Annotated in this window: 21 protein-coding genes; 8 read left to right on the top strand and 13 right to left on the bottom strand. The window is 72.1% G+C overall.

All coding sequences use genetic code 11. The features are described from left to right. From FF041_RS24280 to FF041_RS24320, 9 genes are all read right to left on the bottom strand, one after another. The coding region (locus tag FF041_RS24280) for a 2-oxoglutarate dehydrogenase E1 subunit family protein (protein WP_323392571.1) at positions 1–185 on the bottom strand (185 nt) is incomplete at its 3' end. A 280-nt stretch (positions 186–465) separates the two neighbouring features. Then, the gene (locus FF041_RS24285; protein WP_153524796.1) at positions 466–1,554 is read right to left on the bottom strand and encodes a HAMP domain-containing sensor histidine kinase; all 1,089 of its coding nucleotides are present in this window, start codon (positions 1,552–1,554) and stop codon (positions 466–468) included. Continuing rightward, the gene (locus FF041_RS24290; protein WP_153483078.1) at positions 1,551–2,288 is read right to left on the bottom strand and encodes a response regulator transcription factor; all 738 of its coding nucleotides are present in this window, start codon (positions 2,286–2,288) and stop codon (positions 1,551–1,553) included. Before FF041_RS24290 ends, FF041_RS24285 begins: the two co-directional genes overlap by 4 nt. A 90-nt stretch (positions 2,289–2,378) precedes the next feature. Beyond that, positions 2,379–3,056, bottom strand: a complete 678-nt coding sequence (locus FF041_RS24295; protein WP_153524797.1) for a spermidine synthase family protein — start codon at positions 3,054–3,056, stop codon at positions 2,379–2,381. A 530-nt stretch (positions 3,057–3,586) separates the two neighbouring features. Continuing rightward, complete coding sequence (locus FF041_RS24300) at positions 3,587–4,195, bottom strand: hypothetical protein (protein ID WP_323392573.1); 609 nt, start codon at positions 4,193–4,195, stop codon at positions 3,587–3,589. After that, positions 4,192–5,583: a hypothetical protein gene (locus tag FF041_RS24305; protein ID WP_153524798.1), complete on the bottom strand. Its 1,392-nt coding sequence runs from the start codon at positions 5,581–5,583 to the stop codon at positions 4,192–4,194. The genes FF041_RS24300 and FF041_RS24305 overlap by 4 nt, the downstream gene beginning before the upstream one ends. Continuing rightward, positions 5,580–6,407: an ABC transporter ATP-binding protein gene (locus FF041_RS24310; protein WP_153486142.1), complete on the bottom strand. Its 828-nt coding sequence runs from the start codon at positions 6,405–6,407 to the stop codon at positions 5,580–5,582. The genes FF041_RS24305 and FF041_RS24310 overlap by 4 nt, the downstream gene beginning before the upstream one ends. After that, a complete protein-coding gene (locus tag FF041_RS24315; RefSeq protein WP_153524799.1) occupies positions 6,407–7,234 on the bottom strand; it encodes a zf-HC2 domain-containing protein in 828 nt (275 codons plus the stop codon). The genes FF041_RS24310 and FF041_RS24315 overlap by 1 nt, the downstream gene beginning before the upstream one ends. Further along, positions 7,231–7,836, bottom strand: a complete 606-nt coding sequence (locus FF041_RS24320; RefSeq protein ID WP_153524800.1) for an RNA polymerase sigma factor — start codon at positions 7,834–7,836, stop codon at positions 7,231–7,233. Before FF041_RS24320 ends, FF041_RS24315 begins: the two co-directional genes overlap by 4 nt. A gap of 153 nt (positions 7,837–7,989) precedes the next feature. Here FF041_RS24320 and lon point away from each other — a divergent pair, with 153 nt between their 5' ends. Together lon and FF041_RS24330 are read left to right on the top strand one after the other, a co-directional pair. After that, positions 7,990–10,413, top strand: a complete 2,424-nt coding sequence (gene lon, locus FF041_RS24325; RefSeq protein ID WP_153524801.1) for an endopeptidase La — start codon at positions 7,990–7,992, stop codon at positions 10,411–10,413. A 280-nt stretch (positions 10,414–10,693) separates the two neighbouring features. After that, a complete protein-coding gene (locus FF041_RS24330) occupies positions 10,694–11,521 on the top strand; it encodes a pentapeptide repeat-containing protein (RefSeq protein ID WP_153524802.1) in 828 nt (275 codons plus the stop codon). A gap of 62 nt (positions 11,522–11,583) precedes the next feature. On the opposite strand, the gene FF041_RS24335 is transcribed toward FF041_RS24330, so the two are convergent. After that, complete coding sequence (locus FF041_RS24335) at positions 11,584–12,435, bottom strand: lysozyme (RefSeq protein WP_153524803.1); 852 nt, start codon at positions 12,433–12,435, stop codon at positions 11,584–11,586. A gap of 175 nt (positions 12,436–12,610) precedes the next feature. On the opposite strand from FF041_RS24335, the gene FF041_RS24340 reads away from it, so the two are divergent. Then, the gene (locus tag FF041_RS24340; protein ID WP_153486137.1) at positions 12,611–13,150 is read left to right on the top strand and encodes a MarR family winged helix-turn-helix transcriptional regulator; all 540 of its coding nucleotides are present in this window, start codon (positions 12,611–12,613) and stop codon (positions 13,148–13,150) included. A 115-nt stretch (positions 13,151–13,265) separates the two neighbouring features. On the opposite strand, the gene FF041_RS24345 is transcribed toward FF041_RS24340, so the two are convergent. Beyond that, positions 13,266–14,057: a hypothetical protein gene (locus tag FF041_RS24345; protein WP_153524804.1), complete on the bottom strand. Its 792-nt coding sequence runs from the start codon at positions 14,055–14,057 to the stop codon at positions 13,266–13,268. Between the two features lie 373 nt (positions 14,058–14,430). Between FF041_RS24345 and FF041_RS24350 the strand changes: the two genes are divergently transcribed. The 5 genes from FF041_RS24350 to FF041_RS24370 are packed head-to-tail and all read left to right on the top strand — an operon-like array spanning position 14,431 to position 20,386. Continuing rightward, on the top strand, positions 14,431–17,445 hold the full coding sequence (locus FF041_RS24350) for a sensor histidine kinase (protein WP_323392575.1): 3,015 nt from the start codon (positions 14,431–14,433) through the stop codon (positions 17,443–17,445). Next, a complete protein-coding gene (locus tag FF041_RS24355; RefSeq protein WP_153524806.1) occupies positions 17,442–17,921 on the top strand; it encodes a roadblock/LC7 domain-containing protein in 480 nt (159 codons plus the stop codon). The genes FF041_RS24350 and FF041_RS24355 overlap by 4 nt, the downstream gene beginning before the upstream one ends. Further along, positions 17,918–18,352 carry a DUF742 domain-containing protein gene (locus FF041_RS24360; protein WP_323392577.1) on the top strand — a complete coding sequence of 145 codons (435 nt, stop codon included), beginning with the start codon at positions 17,918–17,920 and terminating at the stop codon, positions 18,350–18,352. The genes FF041_RS24355 and FF041_RS24360 overlap by 4 nt, the downstream gene beginning before the upstream one ends. Positions 18,353–18,368: 16 nt before the next feature. Beyond that, a complete protein-coding gene (locus tag FF041_RS24365; protein ID WP_228388590.1) occupies positions 18,369–19,070 on the top strand; it encodes a GTP-binding protein in 702 nt (233 codons plus the stop codon). A 50-nt stretch (positions 19,071–19,120) separates the two neighbouring features. Then, on the top strand, positions 19,121–20,386 hold the full coding sequence (locus tag FF041_RS24370) for a styrene monooxygenase/indole monooxygenase family protein (protein ID WP_153524807.1): 1,266 nt from the start codon (positions 19,121–19,123) through the stop codon (positions 20,384–20,386). On the opposite strand, the gene FF041_RS24375 is transcribed toward FF041_RS24370, so the two are convergent. Continuing rightward, complete coding sequence (locus FF041_RS24375; protein ID WP_323392581.1) at positions 20,329–21,642, bottom strand: C40 family peptidase; 1,314 nt, start codon at positions 21,640–21,642, stop codon at positions 20,329–20,331. The two genes, FF041_RS24370 and FF041_RS24375, sit on opposite strands and share 58 nt — an antisense overlap. A 138-nt stretch (positions 21,643–21,780) precedes the next feature. Continuing rightward, the gene (locus tag FF041_RS24380; protein WP_323372218.1) at positions 21,781–22,065 is read right to left on the bottom strand and encodes a hypothetical protein; all 285 of its coding nucleotides are present in this window, start codon (positions 22,063–22,065) and stop codon (positions 21,781–21,783) included. Between the last annotated feature and the right edge of the window lie 471 nt (positions 22,066–22,536).

Raw genomic sequence — 22,536 nt, forward strand, 5'->3', positions numbered from 1 at the left:
TCCCACCAGGCTCGGTCGACCGAATTCGGATCCTGGAGGTACTGCTGGTAGATCTCGTCGACGAGCCACTCATTGGGCCCGAAAGCGGCAGCAGGATCAATGCCCTGCCCGCCCTGGTCGGTCGTGGGGGCACCACCCGGCCGGAGGCTGGGCGAGCTGGAGTTACTGGGGGACTGAGACGACACGGCGGCAACCGCCCTCTTCCGCTTCACAAGGTGATGGACAGCGGGAATCAAGGCTACGCCTCCCTGGCCGAGAGGTGCAGGCCAGGCGGGGCCACAGTCGCGCAAGTCACACCGAAAGACGGGTTTCGGGGGCGGGAATGGCGGGAAATAAGCACGGTTTGCCCACGCCGCTGGTATGACACACCGCGCGGCGGCTCCCGACAGGCGTTCCAGCCCGTCGCATCGGGGCTGCCTCCGTCGGATTACGGATAGAAGGGTCGCTTCCGATTCGAACCCTACGTCAACCTCGCGGCGAGGGGAGTCCCGGCAGAGTCACCCGGATCCGGCAGCCCCGCGCCGATTCGGCCACCCCGATGCTCCCGCCGTGCAGATCGACGGCCCAGCGGGCGATGGCGAGGCCCAGCCCGGTGCCGCCGTCGCTGCCCTTGCCGTGCGGCGAGCTGACCGCACCCCGGTTGAACCGCTCGAAGACGCGGTGCCGCTCCTGCTCGGGGATGCCGGGCCCTTCGTCCACCACTTCCAGGTCGAGCGACTCGGGGTACGGGCCCCGCCGGGCCCGTACCGTCACCCGGCCGTGCGGCGGGGAGTGCTTCACCGCGTTGTCGATCAGATTGGCCATCACCTGGTGCAGCCGCTCCGCGTCCGCGTGAGCGGTCAGCTCCGGCGGCGACACATCCAGATGCAGATGCACGTCCTTACGGGTGTGATGGCCCGAGCCCGAGGCGAGCCCGCGCCGCGCGGCGGCCAGATTGGACTCCTTCAGCACCCCCGAGAGATAGGGCCACACCTCGAAGCGGCGGGCGCGCAGCGGCACCACCCCGTTGTCCAGCCGGGAGAGGTCGAGCAGGGTCTCCACCATCCGGCCCAGCCGCTCGGTCTGCCTGAGCGCGGTCCGCATGGTCTCCGGATCGGCGGCCGACACCCCGTCGACAACGTTCTCCAGGACCGCCCGGAGCGCGGCGATCGGGGTGCGCAGCTCATGCGAGACATTGGCGACCAGCTCCTTGCGGTGCCGGTCCTCGGCCTGCAGATCGTCCGCCATCCGGTTGATGGTGCTGGCGAGGGCGCCCAGCTCGTCGCGGCGGTCGGCGCCGCGCACCCGGCGGGTGAAGTCGCCGTGCGATATCCCCTTGGCCACCGTGTTCATCTCGTCCAGCGGAGCCGTCAGACCATGCGCCACGAACTGGGTGATCAGCAGCGTGGTGATCACCGAGAAGACGGTGATGAACCGCAGCTCGGTGGAGGTGTGCAGGGCGACGACCAGTAATCCGGTGGTGATGAAGACGGAGACGACGACCAGCGTGCCGAGCTTGGTCTTGATCGAGATCAGGACGGACCTCCTGCGCCCGTTCCCCGGGGACCGGGTCATGGCGCGGGGGTCTCCAGGGCGTAGCCGACGCCGTGGACCGTGCGGATCCGCTCCGCGCCGATCTTCCGGCGCAGGGCCTTGATGTGGCTGTCGACGGTCCGGGTGCCGGACGCGTCGGCCCAGTCCCACACCTCGGCGAGCAGCTGCTCCCGGGAGAGCACCGCGCGCGGGGTGTTCGCCAGACAGACCAGCAGATCGAACTCGGTGGGGGTCAGATGGACGTCGTCGCCCCGGACCCGCACCCGGCGCTGGGCGTGATCGATCTCCAGCTCGCCCAGGCGGAGGATTCCGCTGCGCGGGGTGACCGCGGCGAGCGCGGCCCGCTCGACCCGGCGCAGCAGCACATGCACCCGGGCCGCCAGCTCCCGCATGGAGAACGGTTTGGTCATGTAGTCGTCGGCGCCGACGCCGAGCCCCACGAGCATGTCGGTCTCGTCGTCCCGCGCGGTGAGCATCAGCACCGGGACGGGGCGCTGGGCCTGCACCCGGCGGCAGACCTCCAGGCCGTCGAAGCCGGGCAGCATCACGTCCAGGACCATCAGATCGGGCTGCCACGCCTCGGCCGCGTCGACGGCGGCGGGGCCGTCGGCCGCCGTCTGCACGAGGAAGCCCTCGGCCCGCAGCCGGGCGGCGATGGCGTCGACGATGGTCGTGTCGTCTTCGACGACCAGCACCCTGCGCTGGGCGCCGGCCGTGGCCGCGACGCCATTGTGGGTGGTGTGTACCTGTTCCATCGCCCGCCCCTGTAAGCGCTATCGCTCGTTGTGTGCTCGTTGTAGATCGGTGTGTAGCTCAGCAGCGTAAAGGCAGTTGGAGGGTCCGGGCTACGCGGGTTCGACGGCGAGATGGACCACGTCAGGTACGCCTCGGGCAACCTGGATCTCTTCGGTTCTTACCCCTTTGAACCCGGCATTCCGCAAGGTCTCTTCGAAAGCGGGGGACGGTTTCGCGGACCATACGGCGAGTACGCCGCCGGGCTCCAGGACCCTTCTGCACAGGGCGAGTCCCGTGGGGGAGTAGAGGTCTCCGTTGTCCTCGGTGACGGTCCAGTCGGGGCCGTTGTCGATATCCAGACAGAGGGCGTCATAGCGGTCGTCCGTGTCGCGGAGATGGGTGAGCAGATCCGTGCTCAGGATCACGCTCCTGGGGTCGGCGAGCGCGGCGGTGGAGATCGGGGCGAGCGGGCCGGAGAAATGCCAGTCGATGATGGCCTGTTCTCGCTCTACAACGGCGATATGTCGCCAGTGCGGGTTTGCGGCGGCGTGCGCGAGGGAGAAGCCGACGCCGAGGCCGCCGAGGAGGAGCGAGGGGGGTCGTCCGCCGTTGGCGGCGAGGGCCGCGTAGGCGGCGTCGACCAGATGCCGCTCGGAGCGTCCGTCGGAGGTGTCCATGAGGAAGCAGCCATTGGCGATGATCTCGTGGTGCTCGCCGCGGCGGCGGAGGACGACCTCGCCGTGGGGGCCGTGGCGGTGGTCGAGGATGACGGGTGCGTCGGATGACATATGACCTCCGGTTCGGGCAGCTCTGCCCGCTGGGCGTGGGGGTCATGGTGGTCGGCTGGGGGGCTCGGGGCGACTGGTTTTGGACTTTCGGGTGGGGGTGCTGTGGGCTGCGCGGTGGGCTGGGGTGCGAGGGCCGCTCCGGGTGCGGGGCTCCGGGGGCCTGGGCTGGGTGCGGTGTGCTGGGGTCCGTGGTCCGCTCCGGGGTGGTGCCGGGACTCATGATTTACGGCGCGTTTCCAGTCCCTGTTTGATGGCGGGCCTCCTTTGCGCCACAAAATCACGTTTTACGTCCCGGCACCACCCCTGCGCGGCCCCCTCCCATGAAGTCGAAACCGCCCCGCCCGGACCGTGTGCCGGGCCGTGCGGCCCCTCCCGCCGCGGTCACCACCGGTCCCGGTCGATGTGAAGCGGCCGGCCCAGTCGCTGGGGAGGGCAGCTCCCTCCCGCCGTCGGCGGGACTGGGCCGTGCGCGGTGCGGTGAGCTGTGCCCCGTCCGTCGTCAGGAGCGCCTTATGGGGTTCGGGGTTCTGTCAGAGGTGGTCGGGGCGGGGGCCGCGGTAGGCGTGGAGGGCTGCTCCGGCGGCGAAGAGGGCCGCCGCCGTCACCCACGCGGCCGTCGCCCGGTCCGGCTGCACCGGCCACGCCCACACCGTCGCCCCGGTGCCGCCCGCCGTCCGCGCGGCGATGAACGCCGTGCCCAGATAGGCGGTCACCGGAAGCCAGCTCAGCCGCGCCCCGACCAGTACCGCCGAGATCGCCGTCGCCCCCACCGTCCCCACGGTGTTGCGCGCCATCACCGAAGCGCCGGTGCCCGTCGTGCCCGACGCCGCCGCCAGGGCCAGGGCGGTGGCGGCGAGCGCGGTCAGGGCGAGCAGATGGGTCAGCCTCCGCGGCCACCAGGCGCGTACCGCCGTACGGTCCAGTTCATCGGCGTACGCGTACAGACTCGTCCCGATGACGGCCGCGGCCAGCATCGGGCAGATCGCCTCCATGGGCAGGCCGAAACCGGGGTCCCAGGAGCCGCCGTCCGGGCGGGAGGCGCTCCAGGCCAGGAGGAGCGCGATGGCGGGCGGTGCCGCGATCGCGCCGGGCAGTCCCCGGGAGCGGGCGTACAGCAGGGGTCCGTTCAGAGCGGTCACAGCGCGGGCACCTCGTCCATGTCGCACGTCCCGACGGTCGCGAAATAGTCGGAGAGCCACTGTCTGCGCTCCCCCTGGTCCATCGCCCGCAGCCGTCCGGAGACGGCGTCGAGCGCCTTCTGCTCGGCCTTGATCGAGGCGACCCTTTCCGTGTCGCCGACGGCTCGGGCGTGCGACAGCTCGTCGAACTCCCACGGGTCGGGGGCGAGCCACTCCTCCACCGCCGTGTCGATCCGGCTGACCCGGTTGTCCTCCAAGCGGGCGTCGCACCCGCCGTCCATCGAGGGCAACAGCGCCATGGCGGCCTCCCAGGCGTACCGCTCCGGGTCGGCCAGCCGGCCGCGGACGACGGACTGGCCGTACGGGGTCAGCGAGGGGAGATGGGCGTCGGCGGACTTCGGCCCCCAGTCCAGATCCGTGAAGCGGGCGGGCAGATTCTCCACCCCCTCCAGCCGTGCGTTGATGTCCGTGAGCGCGTTCTTGATCTGCGGCAGCAGCCCCGGGTAGTCGGCGCGCACACAGATGGCGGGCCGGACGGACTCATCGCAGATCTGCCGCTGCGTCAGCGGGTCGGGCCGGTACATCCGCTCACCGTTCTGCATCAGCAGCGCACCCGCCGTCAGCGCGACCGCCAGCGGCAGCAGCGCGGTCCACCGGCGGCGGGCCGTGTACGCGAGGACCGCGGCGGCGGCGAGACCGCCCGTCCATCCCGTCGTCGCCAGCGGCTGCCACCACACCGGGACCGACTCGGCCAGCAGATGCTCCGGCGCGACCGGGACCAGATGCCGGGCCGCCGGAGTCTCGCGGGCCGTATTGGGCAGCAGCCACAGCACGACATACGCACCGGCCGCGAACGCGGGGGCCAGCAGCCGCCAGCGCACCAAGGCCCCCGTGACATGGCCGATCAGGGTCATCGAGACGATGAACACGACGTCCGTGAGCGGGACGGTGAGCCGGGGCGTGCCCGCCGAGGTGTAGGGCCAGGTGGCGAGCAGCGCGGCGGCGGTGGCGGTCAGATAGCCGGCCGTCGCCCAGAGCGCTGTGGGCAGCGCCGCCGTCAGCAGCCGTGCGAGCGGCCCTCGGACCGCGCCCGCCAGCAGGTCGTGGGTGCGCCGCCGGTGCTCCCGCTGGCCCTGCCAGCAGCCCGCGGCGCCGGCCAGCGGACCGATGATCACGATGGCCGCCAGTTGCAGCATGGCCTGGGTCTCGCCCCAGCTGCCCTGCCAGCTGTCGGCCTCGGTCACCAGCAGGAAGGCGAGCCCTGTCAGGGCCGCGGCCCCTGCCCAGGGCGCGGATCCGCGCAGCAGCTCACCGCGGGCCGGGTGGGCGCGGCGCGGGGCGGGCGGTTCCACGGCGGGTGGGCGGGACTCGGTGCGTACGCCGCTCATCGCTGCGCCCCCGTACCCCAGCTGGAGCGGGTCCGCTGGTCCCGGCCGGTCGTGGTGCCCCGGTGGCTTCGGAGTGCGGCGGTGTACCCCCGTTCGATCGGGCTGGCGCCTTCGTCCGGGGACGCCTCGCCCAGCCGGGTCAGCTCCGCCGTCGTGCCCCGGTAGGCCACCCGGCCCGACTCGATCAGCGTCACTTGCTCGCACGCCGCGGCCACATCCTCGACCAGATGGGTGGAGACGATCACTGTGGAGGTGCGTCCCACGTCCCGGAGCAGTGCTCTGAATTCGACGCGCTGCTCCGGATCGAGACCGGCTGTCGGCTCGTCCAGCAGCAGCAGCTCCGGTTCGTTCACGATCGCCTGGGCGATGCCCACGCGGCGCACCATCCCGCCCGAGAGCGTCTTCACCTTCGCGTCGATCCGGTCCATGAGCCCCACCCGGTCCACCGCGCTCTCCACGGCGTCCGCCACCGAGGGCGCGGGCATCTCCTTCAGCCAGGCCATGTACGAGACGAACTCCCGCACCGTGAACCCGGGGTAGTAGCCGAACTCCTGCGGCAGATAGCCCAGCCGCCGGCGGATCAGGGGCCGGTCCCGGTGCGCGGAGGCGTCGTGGCCCAGCAGTTCCACCCGGCCCCCGGACGCCGGCGCCACGGTGGCCAGGACGCGGATCAGCGAGGTCTTGCCCGCGCCGTTGGGGCCGAGGAGACCGTGCACCCCGGTCCCGAAGTCCAGATCCACCGCGTCCAGCGCCACCGTCCGGCGGTGCCGGACGGTCAGCCCGGTCACCCGCACGGCCTCGGGGGCGTTCTCCGCTGTCGTCATCACACGCTCTCCAGATGGTCGAAAGATGATCGGCGTACGGCGAGCAGTCCCGCGCACACCACGGCCGCGGCGGCCCAGCCGGCCTGGGCGTCCGGCCCCGAGACCAGGCGTGCCGCCTCGGCGGCCAGCGCCGGCGGACCCGCCAGGGGCGCGAGCACGGCCATGACCCAGGCGCAGGCCAGCACGGTCGCGGCGATCCGGCAGCCGGTGTACGAGCCGAGGGCCAGCGCCGCGAGCGTCAGCGCCAGGCCCGGCAGCAGCCAGGCCGCCGCGCCCGGCGGCCCCGCCGGGTCCGGCAGCAGCGCGCTCGCCACCGCCAGCAGCGGCACGCTCACCGCCAGTACCGCCGCCGTCCGGATGAGCAGCAGCCGCAGCCCGCCGTACGGGGTCGCGGCGGTGATCTCGTGCATCGGATCGGAGTAGCGGCCGTACGACAGGGCCACCCCGGCCAGCGGCACCGCGGGCGAGAGCGCCAGCAGCAGCGGCCGGGCGCCCTCGAAGCCCACCCCGTACGCCAGGAACAGGGCGCCGCCGATCACCGCGGCGAGGGACAGCAGCCAGGCCCCGCGCACCGCGGGTCCGGCCGCCCACATCATCCGGGCGGTCCACCGCACCGGGGCCGCGGCGGGGGTTCTGCCCGCCAGGACCGTCGCGCGGATCTCGGCGATCACGAGCCCCGCGGGGGACCGCTGCACCGCCGTGGAGACCCGGACCGCGCAGGGGCCGCAGCTCTCGATGTGCTTCTCCAGCGACCATGCCTCCGGCTCGGCGGCCGAGCCGGAGGCGTACCGCTCGGCCATCGGCCCGCTCACATGCCAGGCGCTCATGCCATACCTCCCAGCGGGTGGGTGTCGGAAGCGAGCTGGGCCAGTGCGGCGCGCAGCTCGCGGCGGGCGCGCAGGGCCCGGGTCTTGACGGTGCCCTCGGGGATGCCGAGCAGCCGGGCGGCCTCGCGGGTGGTCAGCCCGTCGATGACGGTGGCGCGGAGCACCTCGCGCAGTTCGGGGGAGATACGGTCCAGGGCCGCGCCCACCTCGCCGTACTCCAGCCCGGCGAGCACCCGCTCCTCGGCGGAGGGCGCGGGATCCGGCGCGGGCTCCTCGCGCAGCGGCCGGTCCGCCCTGGCGCGGGCCCGCTGGGCGTCCACCAGCCGGCGGGCCGCGATCACCCAGAGCCAGCCGCCCGCCTCACCGCCGCGATGGGAGCGCGCGGACCGCCAGACCGTGACGAAGGTGTCCTGGAGGACCTCCCGTACGGTCTCCGGGTCCGCGCAGCGGCGGGTGAGCCGGGCGTGCAGCCAGCCCGCGTGCCGGTCGTAGAGCACGGCGAGCGCGTCGGCGTCCCCCCGGGCGACGGCCCGCAGCAGCGCGGCGTCGTCCCGTTCTCCTCTGTCCTCCCCCGTGGGAAGGTCCCCTCTCGCGGGGCGCATCCATTTCACATTCGATCTATCGAAGGGGGGCGCCTGTTCGGTTCTCGGGCCGTCCCGCACATGATCGCTGAGAGCGAACAGCGGTCGGGGAACATCTGTGGGCTCCCATGCATTGAGTCCACATAGCTCAACTTCACTGCCTAAGGGGAGATCATGGCTGCTGAGTCCCAGACGTTCACACCGCTCACCCTGCCCGTGCTGCCGCTCGACGACGAGGTCGTGCTGCCCGGAATGGTGGTGCCCCTGGACCTGACCGACACCGAGGTCCGGGCCGCGGTCGAGGCCGCCCAGGCAGACGCCCGTTCCACCGGGGCAAGCAAGCCACAGGTGCTCCTTGTTCCACGGGTGGACGGGAACTACGCGGCCATCGGCGTGCTCGGGACCATCGAACAGGTCGGCCGGCTCTCCGACGGCGACCCCGGCGCGCTGATCCGCGGCCGGGACCGGGTGCGGATCGGCGCGGGCACCACCGGCCCCGGAGCCGCCCTCTGGGTCGAGGGGACCCGCATCGAGGAGCAGATCCCCGACCCGCTGCCCGGACAGATCGCCGAGCTCGCCAAGGAGTACAAGGCGCTCGCCACCGACTGGCTCAAGAGGCGCGGAGCCTGGCAGGTCGTGGACCGCGTCCAGCAGATCGAGGACGTCTCCCAGCTCGCCGACAACGCGGGCTACTCGCCGTTCCTGACCACCGCCCAGAAGATCGAGCTCCTGGAGACCGCCGACCCCGTCGCCCGGCTGCGCCTCGCCACCGACCAGCTGCGCGAGCACCTCGCCGAGCAGGACGTCGTCGAGTCCATTGCCAAGGACGTCCAGGAGGGCGTCGACAAGCAGCAGCGCGAATTCCTGCTGCGCCGTCAGCTCGACGCCGTCCGCAAGGAGCTGCGCGAGCTCAACGGCGAGTCCGAGGGCGAGGAGTCCGACGACTACCGGGCCCGCGTCGAGGCCGCCGAGCTGCCGGAGAAGGTCCGCGAAGCCGCCCTCAAAGAGGTCGACAAGCTGGAGCGCGCCAGCGACCAGAGCCCCGAGGGCTCCTGGATCCGCACCTGGCTCGACACCGTCCTCGAACTGCCGTGGAACAAGCGATCCGCCGACGACGCGGCCGAATACGACATCCAGGGCGCGAAGACCGTCCTCGACGCCGAGCACGCGGGCCTGGAGGACGTGAAGGAACGGATCACCGAATACCTCGCGGTCCGCAAACGACGCGCCGACCGGGGACTCGGCGTGGTCGGCGGACGGCGCGGCGGCGCGGTGCTGGCGCTCGTCGGCCCGCCGGGCGTGGGAAAGACCTCGCTCGGCGAGTCCGTCGCGCACGCCATGGGCCGTGAGTTCGTCCGGGTCGCCCTCGGCGGCGTCCGCGACGAGGCCGAGATCCGCGGCCACCGGCGCACCTACGTCGGCGCGCTGCCGGGCCGGATCGTCCGGGCGATCAAGGAGGCCGGGTCCATGAACCCGGTGGTCCTGCTGGACGAGATCGACAAGGTCGGCTCCGACTTCCGGGGCGACCCGGCCGCCGCCCTGCTCGAAGTCCTCGACCCGGCGCAGAACCACACCTTCCGCGATCACTACCTGGAGGTCGAGCTCGATCTGAGCGACGTCGTCTTCCTGGCCACCGCCAATGTGCTGGAGGCCATCCCGGAGGCCCTGCTCGACCGGATGGAACTGGTCAGGCTGGACGGCTACACCGAGGACGAGAAGGTCGTCATCGCCCGGGACCATCTGCTGCCGCGCCAGCTGGAGCGGGCGGGCCTGGAGAAGTCCGAGGTCGTCCTGGAGGAGTCGGCGCTGCGCAAGCTCGCGGGCGAGTACACCCGTGAGGCGGGCGTACGGAACCTGGAGCGGTCCATCGCCAGGCTGCTGCGCAAGGTCGCGGCCCAGCACGAGCTCGGCGACCGGGAGCTGCCCTTCACCATCGGCGCGGAGCAGCTGCGCCCGCTGATCGGCCGGCCGCACCATGTGCCCGAGTCCGCCCAGGACCCGGCGGAGCGCCGGACCGCCGTGCCCGGCGTCGCCACCGGACTCGCGGTCACCGGAGCGGGCGGTGACGTCCTCTACGTGGAGGCGTCGCTCGCCGACCCGGAGACCGGCGCCTCGGGGCTGACCCTGACCGGCCAGCTCGGCGATGTGATGAAGGAGTCGGCGCAGATCGCGCTGAGCTTCCTGCGCTCGCACGGCGCGGAGACCGAGCTCCCCGTCGCCGACCTCAAGGACCGGGGTGTGCACATCCACTTCCCGGCGGGCGCGGTCCCCAAGGACGGGCCGAGCGCGGGCGTCACCATGACCACCGCGCTGGCGTCGCTGCTCTCCGGGCGGCTGGTCCGCACCGATGTGGCGATGACGGGCGAGGTGTCGCTGACCGGACGGGTGCTGCCCATCGGCGGGGTGAAGCAGAAGCTGCTCGCCGCGCACCGGGCGGGCATCACCACCGTGGTGATCCCCAAGCGGAACGAGCCCGATCTGGACGATGTCCCGGCGGAGATCCTCGACAAGCTGGAGGTCCACCCGGTGACGGATGTCCGCCAGGTGCTGGAGATCGCCCTCGCCCCGGCGGAGGTGGCGGTTCCGGCCGCCGCGTGAGCCTCGCATGACGGCCGTCGCGTGGGCCTCCCGTGACGGCCGTCGCGTGAGCCTCGCATGACGGCCGTCGCGTGAGCTGCTCCCTGTGAAGACGGACCCCCGGTGTTCCCCGCGCCGGGGGTCCGTCGCGTCCCGCCGTACGGAACCGCGGGCATGGGCTCCGTAACGGCCGTACGGAACCGCGGGCGTGGGCTCCGTAACCGCCGTACGGAACCGCGGGCGTGCGCTTCGTAACGGCCGTACGGAACCGCGCTGATCACCCGTCCGCCACAATGGGCCCATGGACACCAACGCCCGGTCGGCCGGGGGCCGGCCGCTGCGCGGCGACTGCGGGAACTGCTTCGGGCTGTGCTGCGCCGCTCTCCCCTTCACCGCGTCGGCGGACTTCGCCGTCACCAAGAAGGCGGGGGAGCCCTGCCGCAATCTGGACGACGGCTTCCGCTGCGGCATCCACACCCGGCTGCGGCAGAGCGGTTTCCCCGGCTGCACCGTCTACGACTGCTTCGGCGCGGGCCAGCAGGTCTCCCAGATCACCTTCGGCGGCACGGACTGGCGGCAGGCCCCCGAGAGCGCCGCGTCGATGTTCGCGGTCTTCCCCGTCGTACGCCAGCTCCATGAACTGCTCTGGTATCTCGACGAGGCGCTCACCCTGGCCCCCGCCCGCCCGCTGTACGGCGGGCTGAGGGAGCTGCTGACCCAGACCGAGGAACTGACCCTGCTCGGGCCCGAAGACCTGGCCGGTCTCGATATGGGCGCGCACCGGGAGCGGGTCAACGCGCTGCTGCTGCGGACCAGCGAGCTGGTGCGGTCCGGGCGCGGCAAGCGGGGGAGGAAGGACCGCAGGGGAGCCGATCTCATCGGGGCCCGGCTCAGGGGCGCGGATCTGCGGGGGGCGAGCCTGCGCGGCGCCTATCTGATCGCCGCCGATCTGACCGGCGCCGATCTCCGCGACGCCGACCTCATCGGGGCCGATCTGCGGGACGCCGATCTGTCGGGCGCCGATCTGACCGGCGCGTTCTTCCTCACCCAGCCGCAGCTGAACGCGGCCAGAGGCGATGCGGCGGCCAGACTGCCCACGGCGCTGGAACGCCCCGCGCACTGGTCCTGACCGGGGGGCCGGTCCTGATCCGAGGTCAGCGCGGGGCGGTCCTGGCGCGGGTCCGCCGGTGATCAGCCGTTCGCGAGGGCCACGACCCGGTCGTGCGCCCCGTTGAACTTGTCGTGATCGCCGACGATCGGCCCGGACGAGGTGTACTGCCACATGGTGTGGAAGTCCCAGCCCGCCGGGAGCGTCCCCGGCGTGGTGTTGTAGCGGGCGATCCACAGCGGGGTGTTCGCCGCGAAGCCCGAATAGTTGCCGGTGCACTGCGTCCACCAGCTGGTGGCGGTGTAGATCACCGCGTCCCGCCCGGTGCGGGCCTTGTACCGGTTCAGAAAGTCCCGGATCCAGGTCACCATGCCGGACTGCGACTTGCCGTAGCAGGCGTCGCCGTACGGATTCCACTCGATGTCCAGCGCCCCCGGCAGGGTCTTGCCGTCCTTCGACCAGCCGCCGCCGTTGTCGGCGAAGTAGTCCGCCTGAGCGGTGCCGCTCGCCGTGTCGGGGGTCGCGAAGTGGTAGGCGCCCCGGATCATGCCGATGGTGTAGGAGCCGGTGTACTGCTGGGAGAAGTAGGGATTCTTGTAGTAGGTGCCCTCGGTGGCCTTCACATAGGCCCACTTCACACCGCTGTTCCACAGGGCGGACCAGTCGACGCTGCCCTGATGGCTGGAGACGTCGACGCCTTCGGTCTGGGCCGCGCGGTCGGCGGGCGGCAGACCTCCCTGTCCGTCGTGTGCGATCACGCCCATGCCCAGATAGGCGGAACCGCGTGGGGGGATGTCGGATGCGCCGGCGGCGCCAGGGAGGGTGAAGAGGAGGGAGAGGACTGCGAGGAGAGTTCCGGCCGCTGCCATCAACGAGCGGCGGGGTCTCCCCGGCAAGGTGAAGGGAATGTTCGTTCCGGATCTGTGCACGGTCATAGCGTGCCTCCGAAGCCCCCCGGCGGGGGGATGCGACGAGGTGACGGCATGCCCTGATGGAGCAATATGGTGTGAACATGCCACACATGACGCTACGCGCGGAGAAACCGCACTGGAAGGGCAGCGGGATGCCGCCGTTGGTCTATGCCTGCGAAATACTGAGCGAGCTGCGGCAATGAGTGCCGGTGGCGAAAACTTTCACGGTTCCGGAAAGCGCACAAGGGGTGCTGACGTGCACAGAAGCAGTACGGGGAGTGAGGCCGCCCCCCGGCGTGAGAATGGTGTGGACCACGTATTCCTCGCGCTGGAAAGGGAGTTGGCGGTCTTCCACCGCCGGGCCAGGGCGTCGTCCGGTGAGATGGCCCGCCAGCTCCACCCCGATCTGGAGGCCGCCGCCTACGGATTGCTCGTACGGCTGGAGGAGTCCGGAGCGCTGCGCGCCACCGATCTCGCGGGGTATTTCGGCGTCGGCAAGGCGACGATGAGCCGTCAGCTGCGGGCGCTGGAAGAGCTGGGTCTGGTGGTGCGGGAACCCGATCCGGCGGACGGCAGAGCATCACTCGTACGGCTGACCGAAGAAGGTCTGACCCGATTCCGCCGAGTGAGGGACGCGCGCCGCGAACGCTATGTCGCCAAGCTCGCCGGGTGGGACCGCGGGGAGATCGCGGAGCTGGCCCGGCTGCTCCACCAGCTGAACCGCCGCGCCGAGGACTGATCCAACGGCACCCTGGCCCCGGCCCCGGCCCCGGCCCCGGGGCCAGGGGGCGTGATGGCCGTGGACGCGAAGCCCTGGGCGCCCCGGCGCTCGGGGCATCGCGCCCCCCTGAGTGCTACAGCTCCGCGAACACCGCCGTCGCGTCGTCGTGGAGCTTCCAGCGGATCGCCTCCGCACGCTCCCGCGCCGCCGCCGACTCCCTCTCCCGCACCCGGTCGATCAGCCCCTGCGCCCCCTCCTTGCGCAGCACCCCCACGGTCTCCGTCCAGTCGCCCGCCCCGAACATGTCCACCCAGCGCGAGGCGCCGTCCGTCAGCGCGGCCACCGCGCGGACCCCGGCGCGCGGGGTGCGCCCGGTCACCGCGCGGGCGGCGACCGACGGGTCCGCCGCCGCCGTGAAGAAGCCGCCCTCCGCGTTGCGCAGCGCGTCCGCCGAGGCATGGGTGCGCAGCGCCTCCCTCGGCAGCCGGTCGAGCCGGTCGTCGAGCACCGCCCGCACCCCGCCGTCCGGGGATTCGATCAGCAGCGCCGAGTCCGAGAGCACCAGATGCTCCACCTCGTCCGCGGGGCCGCCCCAGCGGACCACGACCACCGTTGCCTGCGGAGTTCGAACGTGAGAAAGGTCACAGCTTCCGCGATGCGCGTCGGCGGTGCGCCGGATTGCCGCGGAGAGAATCCCGGCCAGTGACATATCCGGCCGAGAAGCGGACAGTTCGACCAGTGCACCCCCAAGCCGGGCGGTGAACCAGGGGACCGGGTGCTCACAGCCGTAGTCCCCCTCCGGTGGAGTCACCCCGTCCAGCACCACCAGTGTTCCCCCCTGACCCGACGCGGGCAGGGCAACGGATGCCCAGTCCTCGTTGGGCCGTTCGGGTGAACCGGGAGAAGTGGCGAGATCCATGCGCATGGACTCCAGTCTGCATGACACGTTCACGCCGTCTGCACAGATTCGGAATCACTCCGTAGGGCCAGGTCAGGGGGTATTCATAAACCCTGACGGACCATCGGACGGAGCTGCGGGCGCGCATCCTGCCAAAGCCCGGCCGGAAGATCCAGTCAGCCTCCCCGGAAAGGCCCCGTTGGCAACCGAGAGGAGTTGTTTGCCAACTCCCCAGTGATGTTCACTCGTTCAGGTGGCGGAGCGGCCGATGCGCGCCCCCCTCCCAAAAGCACTGGAATGGTCTTATGTCGTGCCAGGGGTGGGATCACGTGTGTGACCGGTCGTCATCTCTGCTTCACGGTTCAAAGGGTGGACGAGTCAAGCAGGATTGCGAGCACCGGTGCAGAAGAAGCGGCCTCAGGCCCCTCAGGTCCCTGAGACGTATCCGGCACAGGGCCCCTCGCCGGTCCCTGTCCCTGTCGCGGGCGGCCGTGCCAAGCGCGTACGGAACCGGCTGGTCATAGGAGTCGCCGTCGTCAGCCTGGTCGTCATCGGCGCGGGCGCCCCCGGGATGCTGGCCCACTCCAGGGAGCTGAGCGAGTCCCAGCGCCTGGTCACCCTCGCCGAGCTCAACCGGCAGGCCGTCACCCTCGCCCACTCGCTCTCCGACGAGCGCGACGAGGTCACCGCGTACATAGCCGCCGGGCGGGACGGACAGAGCGGCGCGAAGAAGGACCGGCGCGAGCTCACCGAGGCCCGCAGCGCCCGGGTCGACCGGCAGATAGACGAGATACGCGGCTCCCTCCCCGGCGACCGGGCCGAGCTGCGCCGTGAACTCGCCGCCGTGCCCTCCCTCCGCCGTGCCGCGCTGACCGGCAAGGGCTCGGCGATGGACGCCCACCGGGCGTACAGCGACGTCGTCGCCTCGCTGCACGCGCTCGCCGACGAACTGGCCGACAAGACCCCGCCGCGCGCCCCGGGCGCCACCCGGGCCACCCGCGCCACCGCCGAGCTGAGCCTCGCCGTGGAGCAGGCGTCGGCCGCCCGGGGGCTGCTGCTCGCCGCGCTCGCCGTGCCCGTCCCGCCGGCCGAGCAGACCCATGACCAGGTCACCGGGCTCCCCGTCGAGGAGGAGAGCGAGGAGGGCAAGGCCGCGGCGGAGACGCGCGACACCCTCAGCGCCGCCGCCCAGCAGGCCCGGGTGCGCGAGCTCGCCGCCCTCGCCGACTTCGACCAGGCGGCCGGCAAAGAGGCCCGTGACTCCCTGGCCGCCACCGTCACCGGGGGCGAGGTCAAGTCCGCCGAGGGCTATCTCGCCAGGCTCACCGACCAGCCCGCTCTCTCCGAGGACGAGCTCGGCACCGGCCCGGAGAAGCTGGAGGCCGCGCTCACCGCCCGGATCGAGCAGATGCGCGGCGTCGAGTCCTCGCTCGCCTCCGAGCGGATCAACGCCCTCGAAGCACTCCGTGACGACGATGTCACCGCGCTGGAACTCCAGTTCGCGCTGGTCGGCGGATTGGTGCTGCTCTCCATCGGGATCTCCGCCGCCGTCGCCCGTACGCTCACCCGGCCGCTGGCCGTCCTCCGGATCGGCGCGGCCCGTCTCGCGGGTGCGCCCGAGTCCGGGGAGCCGGTGGGCTTCACCGGCCGCAACGATGAGTTCGCCCAGGTCGTACGGTCCCTCAACACCCTCCAGGGCAGGGTTCGCGAGCTCGCGCTGCGGGCCGAGACCCTGGAGAGCGAGCGGGCCGAGGCGACCGGCTCGCGCGACACCCTGGCCGCCAAGCTCTCCGCCGCCCGCGCCGAACTGCGCGAGAACACCGCCGGGCTGACCGCCGAGCTCGACCGGCTGCGGCACACCGTCGACCACACCTTCGTCAATCTCTCCCTCCGCACCCTCGGCCTGGTCGAGCGCCAGCTCGGGGTCATCGAGCGGCTGGAGGAGCGCGAGCAGGACCCGGAGCGGCTCGCCACCCTCTTCAAGCTCGACCACATGGCCACTGTCATGCGCCGCCACAGCGAGAATCTGCTGGTGCTCGCCGGAGCGGAGCATGGTCATGGACATGTGGGCCCGGTTCCGCTGGTGGACGTGTTGCGCGCGGCCGTCAGCGAGATCGAGCGGTACGAGCGGGTCGTCATCCAGTCGCTGCCGCCGCATGCCCAGGTCGCCGGGTTCGCCGCGGACGACCTCAGCCATCTGATCGCCGAGCTGCTGGAGAACGCGACGTCGTTCTCGCCGCCGGACGCCCAGGTGGAGCTGTCGGGCTGGCTGCTGGAGAACGGCGAGGTGATGCTCTCCGTCCAGGACGCCGGCATCGGGATGACCGCCGGGCGGCTCGAAGAGCTCAACGCCCGGCTGGAGGACCCCCAGGCATACGAGGCGGCTCCCGCCGCCCGGGACGCCGAGGGGCTCGGACTGCGGGTCGCCGGACTGCTGGCGGCGCGGCACGGGGTACGCGTACAGCTGCGCGAGCAGAAGCAGGGCGGGGTCGCGGCGGTCGTGGTGCTGCCGCAGGGGCTGCTGCCCAAGGAGCAGCCGGCCGACGGCGGGCACTCCATGTCGGACAGCTCCACCCAGGTCCAGCTGCCGGGGTCGGTCGCCGAGGTCAACTCCAACGCGCTGCCGAGCAGCCCCCGCCAGCCGCTGCCCGCCCGCGAGAACGCCGCACTCGTCCCGGACGGTGCGTCCGATGAGCCCGCCGGGTCCGCCGATCCGCTGGTGGCCGCGGCCGAGGCCGCCGTACACGCGGCGGAGGCGGAGGCCGAGGCGGCCGACGCTTCGCAGGCCGACGCTTCCGAGGCCGACGAGCAGGCGGCCGACGTTTCCGAGGCGCACGAGCAGACCGCCGACGCTCCGGCCGCCGGGACCGCCGCCGGGACCGACACTGGGACCGCCGCCGGGATCGACGCCGGGATCGACGCCGGGATCGACGAGCCCACCTTCGAGATGCGGCTGCCCGAGCCGCCCCTCCCCGAGCGGGCCCGGCGGGAGCCCGCCTCCTCTGACACACACGACGCACACGCCGCACATGACGCACACGCCGCACCCGGCGTACCGGACGCGCCGGATCCGTCCGGCGCGACCGAGCACCACACCACCGCGGGCCATCGGCCCGAGGAGGAGTCCGCCCGGGCCGGGGAACCCGAGCGGGCCGCGCGGTCCGAGCCGGCGGCGGGAGCCGCCCCCGTCTGGGACCGCGTGACCGACAAGGGCCTGCCCAAGCGCACGCCCAAGGTCGTCAAGCCCGCCGCCGCGCCTGGGGAGCGGTCCGGCAGCATCGACGCCGACGCCCTGCGCCGCAGGCTGGGCGGTTTCCAGCGGGCCGCCGAGAAAGGCCGCGCCGAAGCCGAGGCGGAGATCGCGCGCACGCCAACCGAAGAAGCGGGGGACACAGTCGAGGAGGCACGCAGTTGACCGCGACCGGCACGTTCGGCCTGAGCAGTGAGGCCCGCAATCTGCACTGGTTGCTGAGCAATCTGGTCGAGGAGGTGCCTGGCCTGCGCTCGGTCGCCGTCGTCTCGTCCGATGGACTGCTGCTGCTGTCCTCCGACCCGGCTCAGAACATCGCCCCGGCCAGCACCCCTCAGGAGGGGCCCAAGGGCTCCAGCGCCGATCTCGCCACCATCGTCTCGGGCATCGGCAGCCTCACCATAGGCGCCGCCCGGCTGATGGACGGCGGCGGCGTCAAACAGACGATGGTCGCGATGGAGGACGCCTGCGTGTTCATCATGTCGATCAGCGACGGCTCGCTCCTCGGAGTGCAGGCCCAGGCGGACTGCGACATGTCCGTCGTCGCGTACCACATGGGACTGTTCGTGGGCCGCGCCGGCCATGTGCTCACCCCCGAACTCCGCAGCGAGCTGCGCCAGTCGCTGGAGGGCGCGCAGTGACCCCCGAACCGATCCCCCCGAACTCCAACTCCACCACCCCCGCCGGGCTGCCGGTGCGCGGCGAGAACCGCCGCCCCGCCCGGGTGCGTCCGTACTCGCTCACCGGCGGGCGTACCCGCTTCGGGCATGTGCTGCTGGTGGAGACCTTCGTCGCGGCGCTGGAGGCCCCTGCCGAGCGCAGAGAGCTGCCCCAGGGTGATCTCTCCAGCCGGGTCATGCCCGAGTTGCGGGCGATCGTGGAGCTGTGCCGCAGAATGCGTACGGTCGCCGAGATCTCGGCGATCCTCAAGATGCCACTGGGCGTCGTCAGGGTGCTGCTCAGCGACCTCGCCGACCAGGGAAAGATCCGTGTATACGGCACCGGGCACGCCCCGGGACGCCCCGAACGCGCACTGCTGGAAAGGGTGCTGAGTGGACTCCGCCGCCTCTGACACGCTCGCCTCTGACATGTCCGCCTCCGATCAGTCGGCCGCCGACCGGTCGACCTCCGACCGGTCGACCTCCGATCGGTCGGCCGCCGACCGATCCCGGCGGGATCTGCCCGAACAGAGGCACAGCCCCGCCGATGAGGGACTGCGGGCCTGGCAGCTGGATCACACCCGGGCCCCCACCGCCGCCAAGGTCGTGGTCGCGGGCGGCTTCGGCGTGGGGAAGACGACCTTCGTCGGCTCGGTCTCGGAGATCACCCCGCTCCAGACCGAGGCGCTGATGACCCAGGCGAGCGAGGAGACCGACGATCTCTCCTCGACGCCCGAGAAGCTCACCACGACCGTGGCCATGGACTTCGGCCGGATCACGCTCGACGAGGATCTGGTGCTGTACGTCTTCGGCACGCCGGGACAGCAGCGCTTCTGGTTCATGTGGGACGACCTGGCGCGCGGCGCGATCGGGGCCGTCGTGCTCGCCGACACCCGGCGGCTGTCGGACTGCTTCCCCGCGCTCGACTACTTCGAGAGCAGCGGGCTGCCGTATGTCGTCGCCGTCAACCACTTCGACGGATCGGAGCTCTTCGAGACGGAGGACGTGCGGGAGGCCTTGACCATACCGGCGCATGTGCCCATCGTGATCATGGACGCGCGCAAGCGGATCACTGTGGTCGAGTCACTGCTCGAACTGGTGGCCCACGCGCTCGAAGCCACCCCCGAATAGCCGCCCCCCACGGTCCCCAACGCTTCGTCCAGACGAAAGAGACTCCCCGGATGCGGAAGATACTCATTGTCGGAGCCGGTCAATCCGGTCTTCAGCTCGCCCTCGGCCTCCAGTCGAAGGGCTACGAGGTCACCCTGATGTCCAACCGCACGGCTGACGAGATCCGCACCGGGCGGGTCATGTCGACGCAGTGCATGTTCCACACCGCCCTCCAGCACGAGCGCGACCTCGGCATCAACTTCTGGGAGTCCCAGGCGCCGAGGATCGAGGGCGTCGGGGTCTCCGTCGCCGCGCCCGACGCGAGCAGGGCGATCGACTGGGTCGGCAAGCTGGACGGCTACGCCCAGTCCGTCGACCAGCGGGTGAAGATGGCCGGCTGGATGGAGACCTTCGCCCAGCGCGGCGGACAGCTCGTCATCCACGGCGCGGCCGTCGGCGACCTGGACTACTTCTCGCGCACCTACGACCTGGTCATGGTCTCGGCGGGCAAGGGCGAACTGGTCTCCATGTTCGCCCGGGACGCCGCCCGCTCCCCGTACGACGCCCCGCAGCGCGCGCTCGCGGTCGCCTATGTGCACGGCCTCGGGCCGCGCCCGGAGCACCCCGAGTTCGACGCGGTCCGCTGCAATCTGGTCCCCGGCGTCGGCGAGCTCTTCGTCATGCCGACCTTCACCAACTCCGGCCGCGCGGACATCCTCTTCTGGGAGGGCGTCCCCGGCGGTCCCCTGGACGCCTTCCAGGGGATCAAGGACCCCCAGGAGCATCTCGCGCTCACTCTGGAGCTGCTGAAGCGTTTCCTCCCCTGGGAGTACGACCGGACCGCCAAGGTCGAGCTGACCGACGCGGGCGGCACCCTGGCCGGGCGGTACGCCCCGACCGTGCGCAAGCCCATCGGCCGGCTGCCCAGCGGCGGGCTGGTCCTCGGGGTCGCCGATGTGGTCGTCGCCAACGACCCGATCACCGGCCAGGGCTCGAACTCCGCCTCCAAGTGCGCGGCCTCGTATCTCGCCTCGATCGAGGCGCACGGGGACAAGCCGTTCGACGGGGAGTGGATGCAGTCGGCCTTCGACCGCTACTGGGAGACGGCCCAGCACGTCACCAAGTGGACCAACGCGATGCTCGCGCCGCCGCCGGGGCATGTGCTGAACGTGCTGGGCGCGGCGGGACAGCTCCAGCCGGTGGCGGATCGTTTCGCCAATGGTTTCAACGACCCCTCGGACTTCGAGAACTTCTTCTACGACCCTGAGCTCGCCGACGCCTATCTCGCCGAGGTGAGCGCCGCGTCCGGGCCCTCGGAGGACTCCCCGGCCTCCTGATCGCCCGGCTCCGCCGCTCGTGACCAGCCGGCGTCCGAACCCGCCGTGGCCCCTTCGGGGAGCTGCGGCGGGATATAGCCGTCCGCGCGCAGCGGGCTGCTCTCCGGGTCCGGGCGGACCGCGCCGAGCAGGGGATTGGCCGCGATGGGGGAGACCTTGACGGTGGTCCCCGGGCGCGGGGCCTGCACCACCATCCCGCCGCCCAGATAGATCGCCACATGGGTGGCCCCGGGGAAGTACACGACCAGATCGCCCGGCCGCAGTGAGCGCAGCGGCACCCTCGGCAGCTGCGCCCACTGCTCCTGGCTGGTGCGCGGGATCGCCCGGCCGGCCGCCGCCCACGCCTGGGAGGTCAGCCCCGAGCAGTCGTAGGAACCCGGCCCCTCCGCGCCCCAGAGATACGGCTTGCCGATCTGCTCCACCGCGTACCGCAGGGCCGTCGCGCCCTGCGCGGTCGGGGTCCGCTCGCCGGCGGGGGCTCCGTGCGCGATCACGCTGTCGCGTACTCCGGGCGAGGTCAGCGCCGCGATCTGGGCGGGGGTGAGCGACGCGAGCAGCTCCTCGACGGCCTTGAGCCGCTCGGTGGCGGCATCCCGCGCCCGCCGCTGTCCGGCGGCGAGCGACTGCTCCCGGTCGAGGGCTTTGCGGGAGGCGCGCGCCAGGTCTGTGGCGTGGTGGGTGTCCTTCTTCAGCCGGGCCGTGGTGGAGAGCCGGTGGGCCGCCGCGCGCTCCATGAGACGGCCTTCGTCCAGCGCCCGCCGGGGGTCGGGGGAGAGCAGCAGCCGCAGCAGGGAGGAGAGCTCGGAGTGGCCCCGGTACTGCTCGCGCGCGAGCTGCCCGGCCGCCGCCCGGCTCTCGTCGAGCGCGCCCCGCGCCCGGGTCAGCTCCCGGCCGAGCCGCGCGGTCTCGGCACGCTGGGCCGTGAGGCGGCGCTCGGCGGCGAGATGGGTCTCGCCCGCGTCCTCGGCCTGGCGGTAGAGGGTGCGCAGCCGGGTGAGAGCTTCGACGACGGTGGTGCCGGCACCGGCACCGGCACCGGTCCCGTACGGCCCGGTCCCGTACGGGACGGACGGCGCGGCACCGCTCTCCGCCGCCGTGTCCTCGCGGTCGAGGAGGGCCGCCATCCGCCCCACCGGCGCCAGCGCGAGCCCATGTGCCGCTGCTGGGGCCGTCCCCGCGCTGCCCGGCACGGCTGCCATCACCGTGACCGTCACCAGCGCCGCCGTACACACCGTACGCGGCAGTGCGCCTGACACCTCATCACCTCCGGCCGGACGGCGGCCCGTCCGGCCGGGCCGCCCCTCGCGCAGATCGTGAGGGTGCGCGACCCGGGCCGCCCCCTGGGTGGCCGAAACGGCGCAATAAAGTCACCCATGCCGGGAGAGCCCGGCGGGCTACGGCGTGTCGGCTCGCCCTCCCGGCTTCGACCACGGCCACTTCAGCTCGCGGCGCTCCCGGCCCTCGGAGACGTAGACGTACTTCCAGCCGCGCTGGAGATGGAGCCGCTTGGTGTGGCCGTGGGGCTCGCGCCGATAGGCATGGACGGTGGGCGGAGCGCCGTCGTCGCCCGGCACGGGGATCTCGTACCACTTCGGCGGATGCCCGGTGGGCCCGACGAGCACGGGCAGTACCTGTCCGTCCAGCGGGCCGCCGGTGAAGGGGGTGTTCTCGCTTCTCACACAGGCCAGTGTCACCCAGCCCGCACGGTGCGGCAGCCGCCTGACTGCGGGAGGGGGCCGGGTGGCCCGGCATCCGGGATGGGCGAGCGTTCGATTCTCATGGGAGTGGTCCGTGCTCCCCAGCGACTGGGCCCGCTTCGTACGGCCGGGATCGGCGGCGGGCGGTTTCGACCTGCATGGGAGGGGGCCGCGCAGGGGTGGTGCCGGGACGTAAAGCGTGATTGTGGCGCGAAGGAGGCCCGCCATCAGACAAGAGCTGGAAACGCGCCCGTAAATCATGAGTCCCGGCACCACCCCGGAGCGGACCCCGGTCCCAGCACACCGCGCCCAGCCCCACCCCGAAGCCCCCGGAGCGGACCCCGGACCCCAGCACACCGCACCCAGCCCACACCGCACCCAGCCTAAGGAACGTCGCTGCGCCTTCCGGTGAATCCGGCGCGGTGGACAGGCGGTGGGACTGTCGGGAGCGGG

It is taken from the genome of Streptomyces jumonjinensis (genome assembly GCF_009600885.1).
Taxonomy (GTDB): Bacteria; Actinomycetota; Actinomycetes; order Streptomycetales; family Streptomycetaceae; genus Streptomyces; species Streptomyces jumonjinensis.

What these genes read in the sequence shown, in the direction of transcription:
- FF041_RS24340 (WP_153486137.1), top strand. Translation starts at nt 12,611, where the DNA reads ATGAGTGCCGGTGGCGAAAACTTTCACGGTTCCGGAAAGCGCACAAGG.
- FF041_RS24370 (WP_153524807.1), top strand. Translation starts at nt 19,121, where the DNA reads ATGCGGAAGATACTCATTGTCGGAGCCGGTCAATCCGGTCTTCAGCTC.
- FF041_RS24285 (WP_153524796.1), bottom strand. Translation starts at nt 1,554, where the DNA reads ATGACCCGGTCCCCGGGGAACGGGCGCAGGAGGTCCGTCCTGATCTCG.
- FF041_RS24345 (WP_153524804.1), bottom strand. Translation starts at nt 14,057, where the DNA reads ATGCGCATGGATCTCGCCACTTCTCCCGGTTCACCCGAACGGCCCAAC.
- FF041_RS24365 (WP_228388590.1), top strand. Translation starts at nt 18,369, where the DNA reads ATGTCCGCCTCCGATCAGTCGGCCGCCGACCGGTCGACCTCCGACCGG.
- FF041_RS24290 (WP_153483078.1), bottom strand. Translation starts at nt 2,288, where the DNA reads ATGGAACAGGTACACACCACCCACAATGGCGTCGCGGCCACGGCCGGC.
- FF041_RS24320 (WP_153524800.1), bottom strand. Translation starts at nt 7,836, where the DNA reads ATGCGCCCCGCGAGAGGGGACCTTCCCACGGGGGAGGACAGAGGAGAA.
- FF041_RS24305 (WP_153524798.1), bottom strand. Translation starts at nt 5,583, where the DNA reads ATGAGCGGCGTACGCACCGAGTCCCGCCCACCCGCCGTGGAACCGCCC.
- FF041_RS24330 (WP_153524802.1), top strand. Translation starts at nt 10,694, where the DNA reads ATGGACACCAACGCCCGGTCGGCCGGGGGCCGGCCGCTGCGCGGCGAC.
- FF041_RS24310 (WP_153486142.1), bottom strand. Translation starts at nt 6,407, where the DNA reads ATGACGACAGCGGAGAACGCCCCCGAGGCCGTGCGGGTGACCGGGCTG.
- FF041_RS24335 (WP_153524803.1), bottom strand. Translation starts at nt 12,435, where the DNA reads ATGACCGTGCACAGATCCGGAACGAACATTCCCTTCACCTTGCCGGGG.
- FF041_RS24295 (WP_153524797.1), bottom strand. Translation starts at nt 3,056, where the DNA reads ATGTCATCCGACGCACCCGTCATCCTCGACCACCGCCACGGCCCCCAC.
- lon (WP_153524801.1), top strand. Translation starts at nt 7,990, where the DNA reads ATGGCTGCTGAGTCCCAGACGTTCACACCGCTCACCCTGCCCGTGCTG.
- FF041_RS24315 (WP_153524799.1), bottom strand. Translation starts at nt 7,234, where the DNA reads ATGAGCGCCTGGCATGTGAGCGGGCCGATGGCCGAGCGGTACGCCTCC.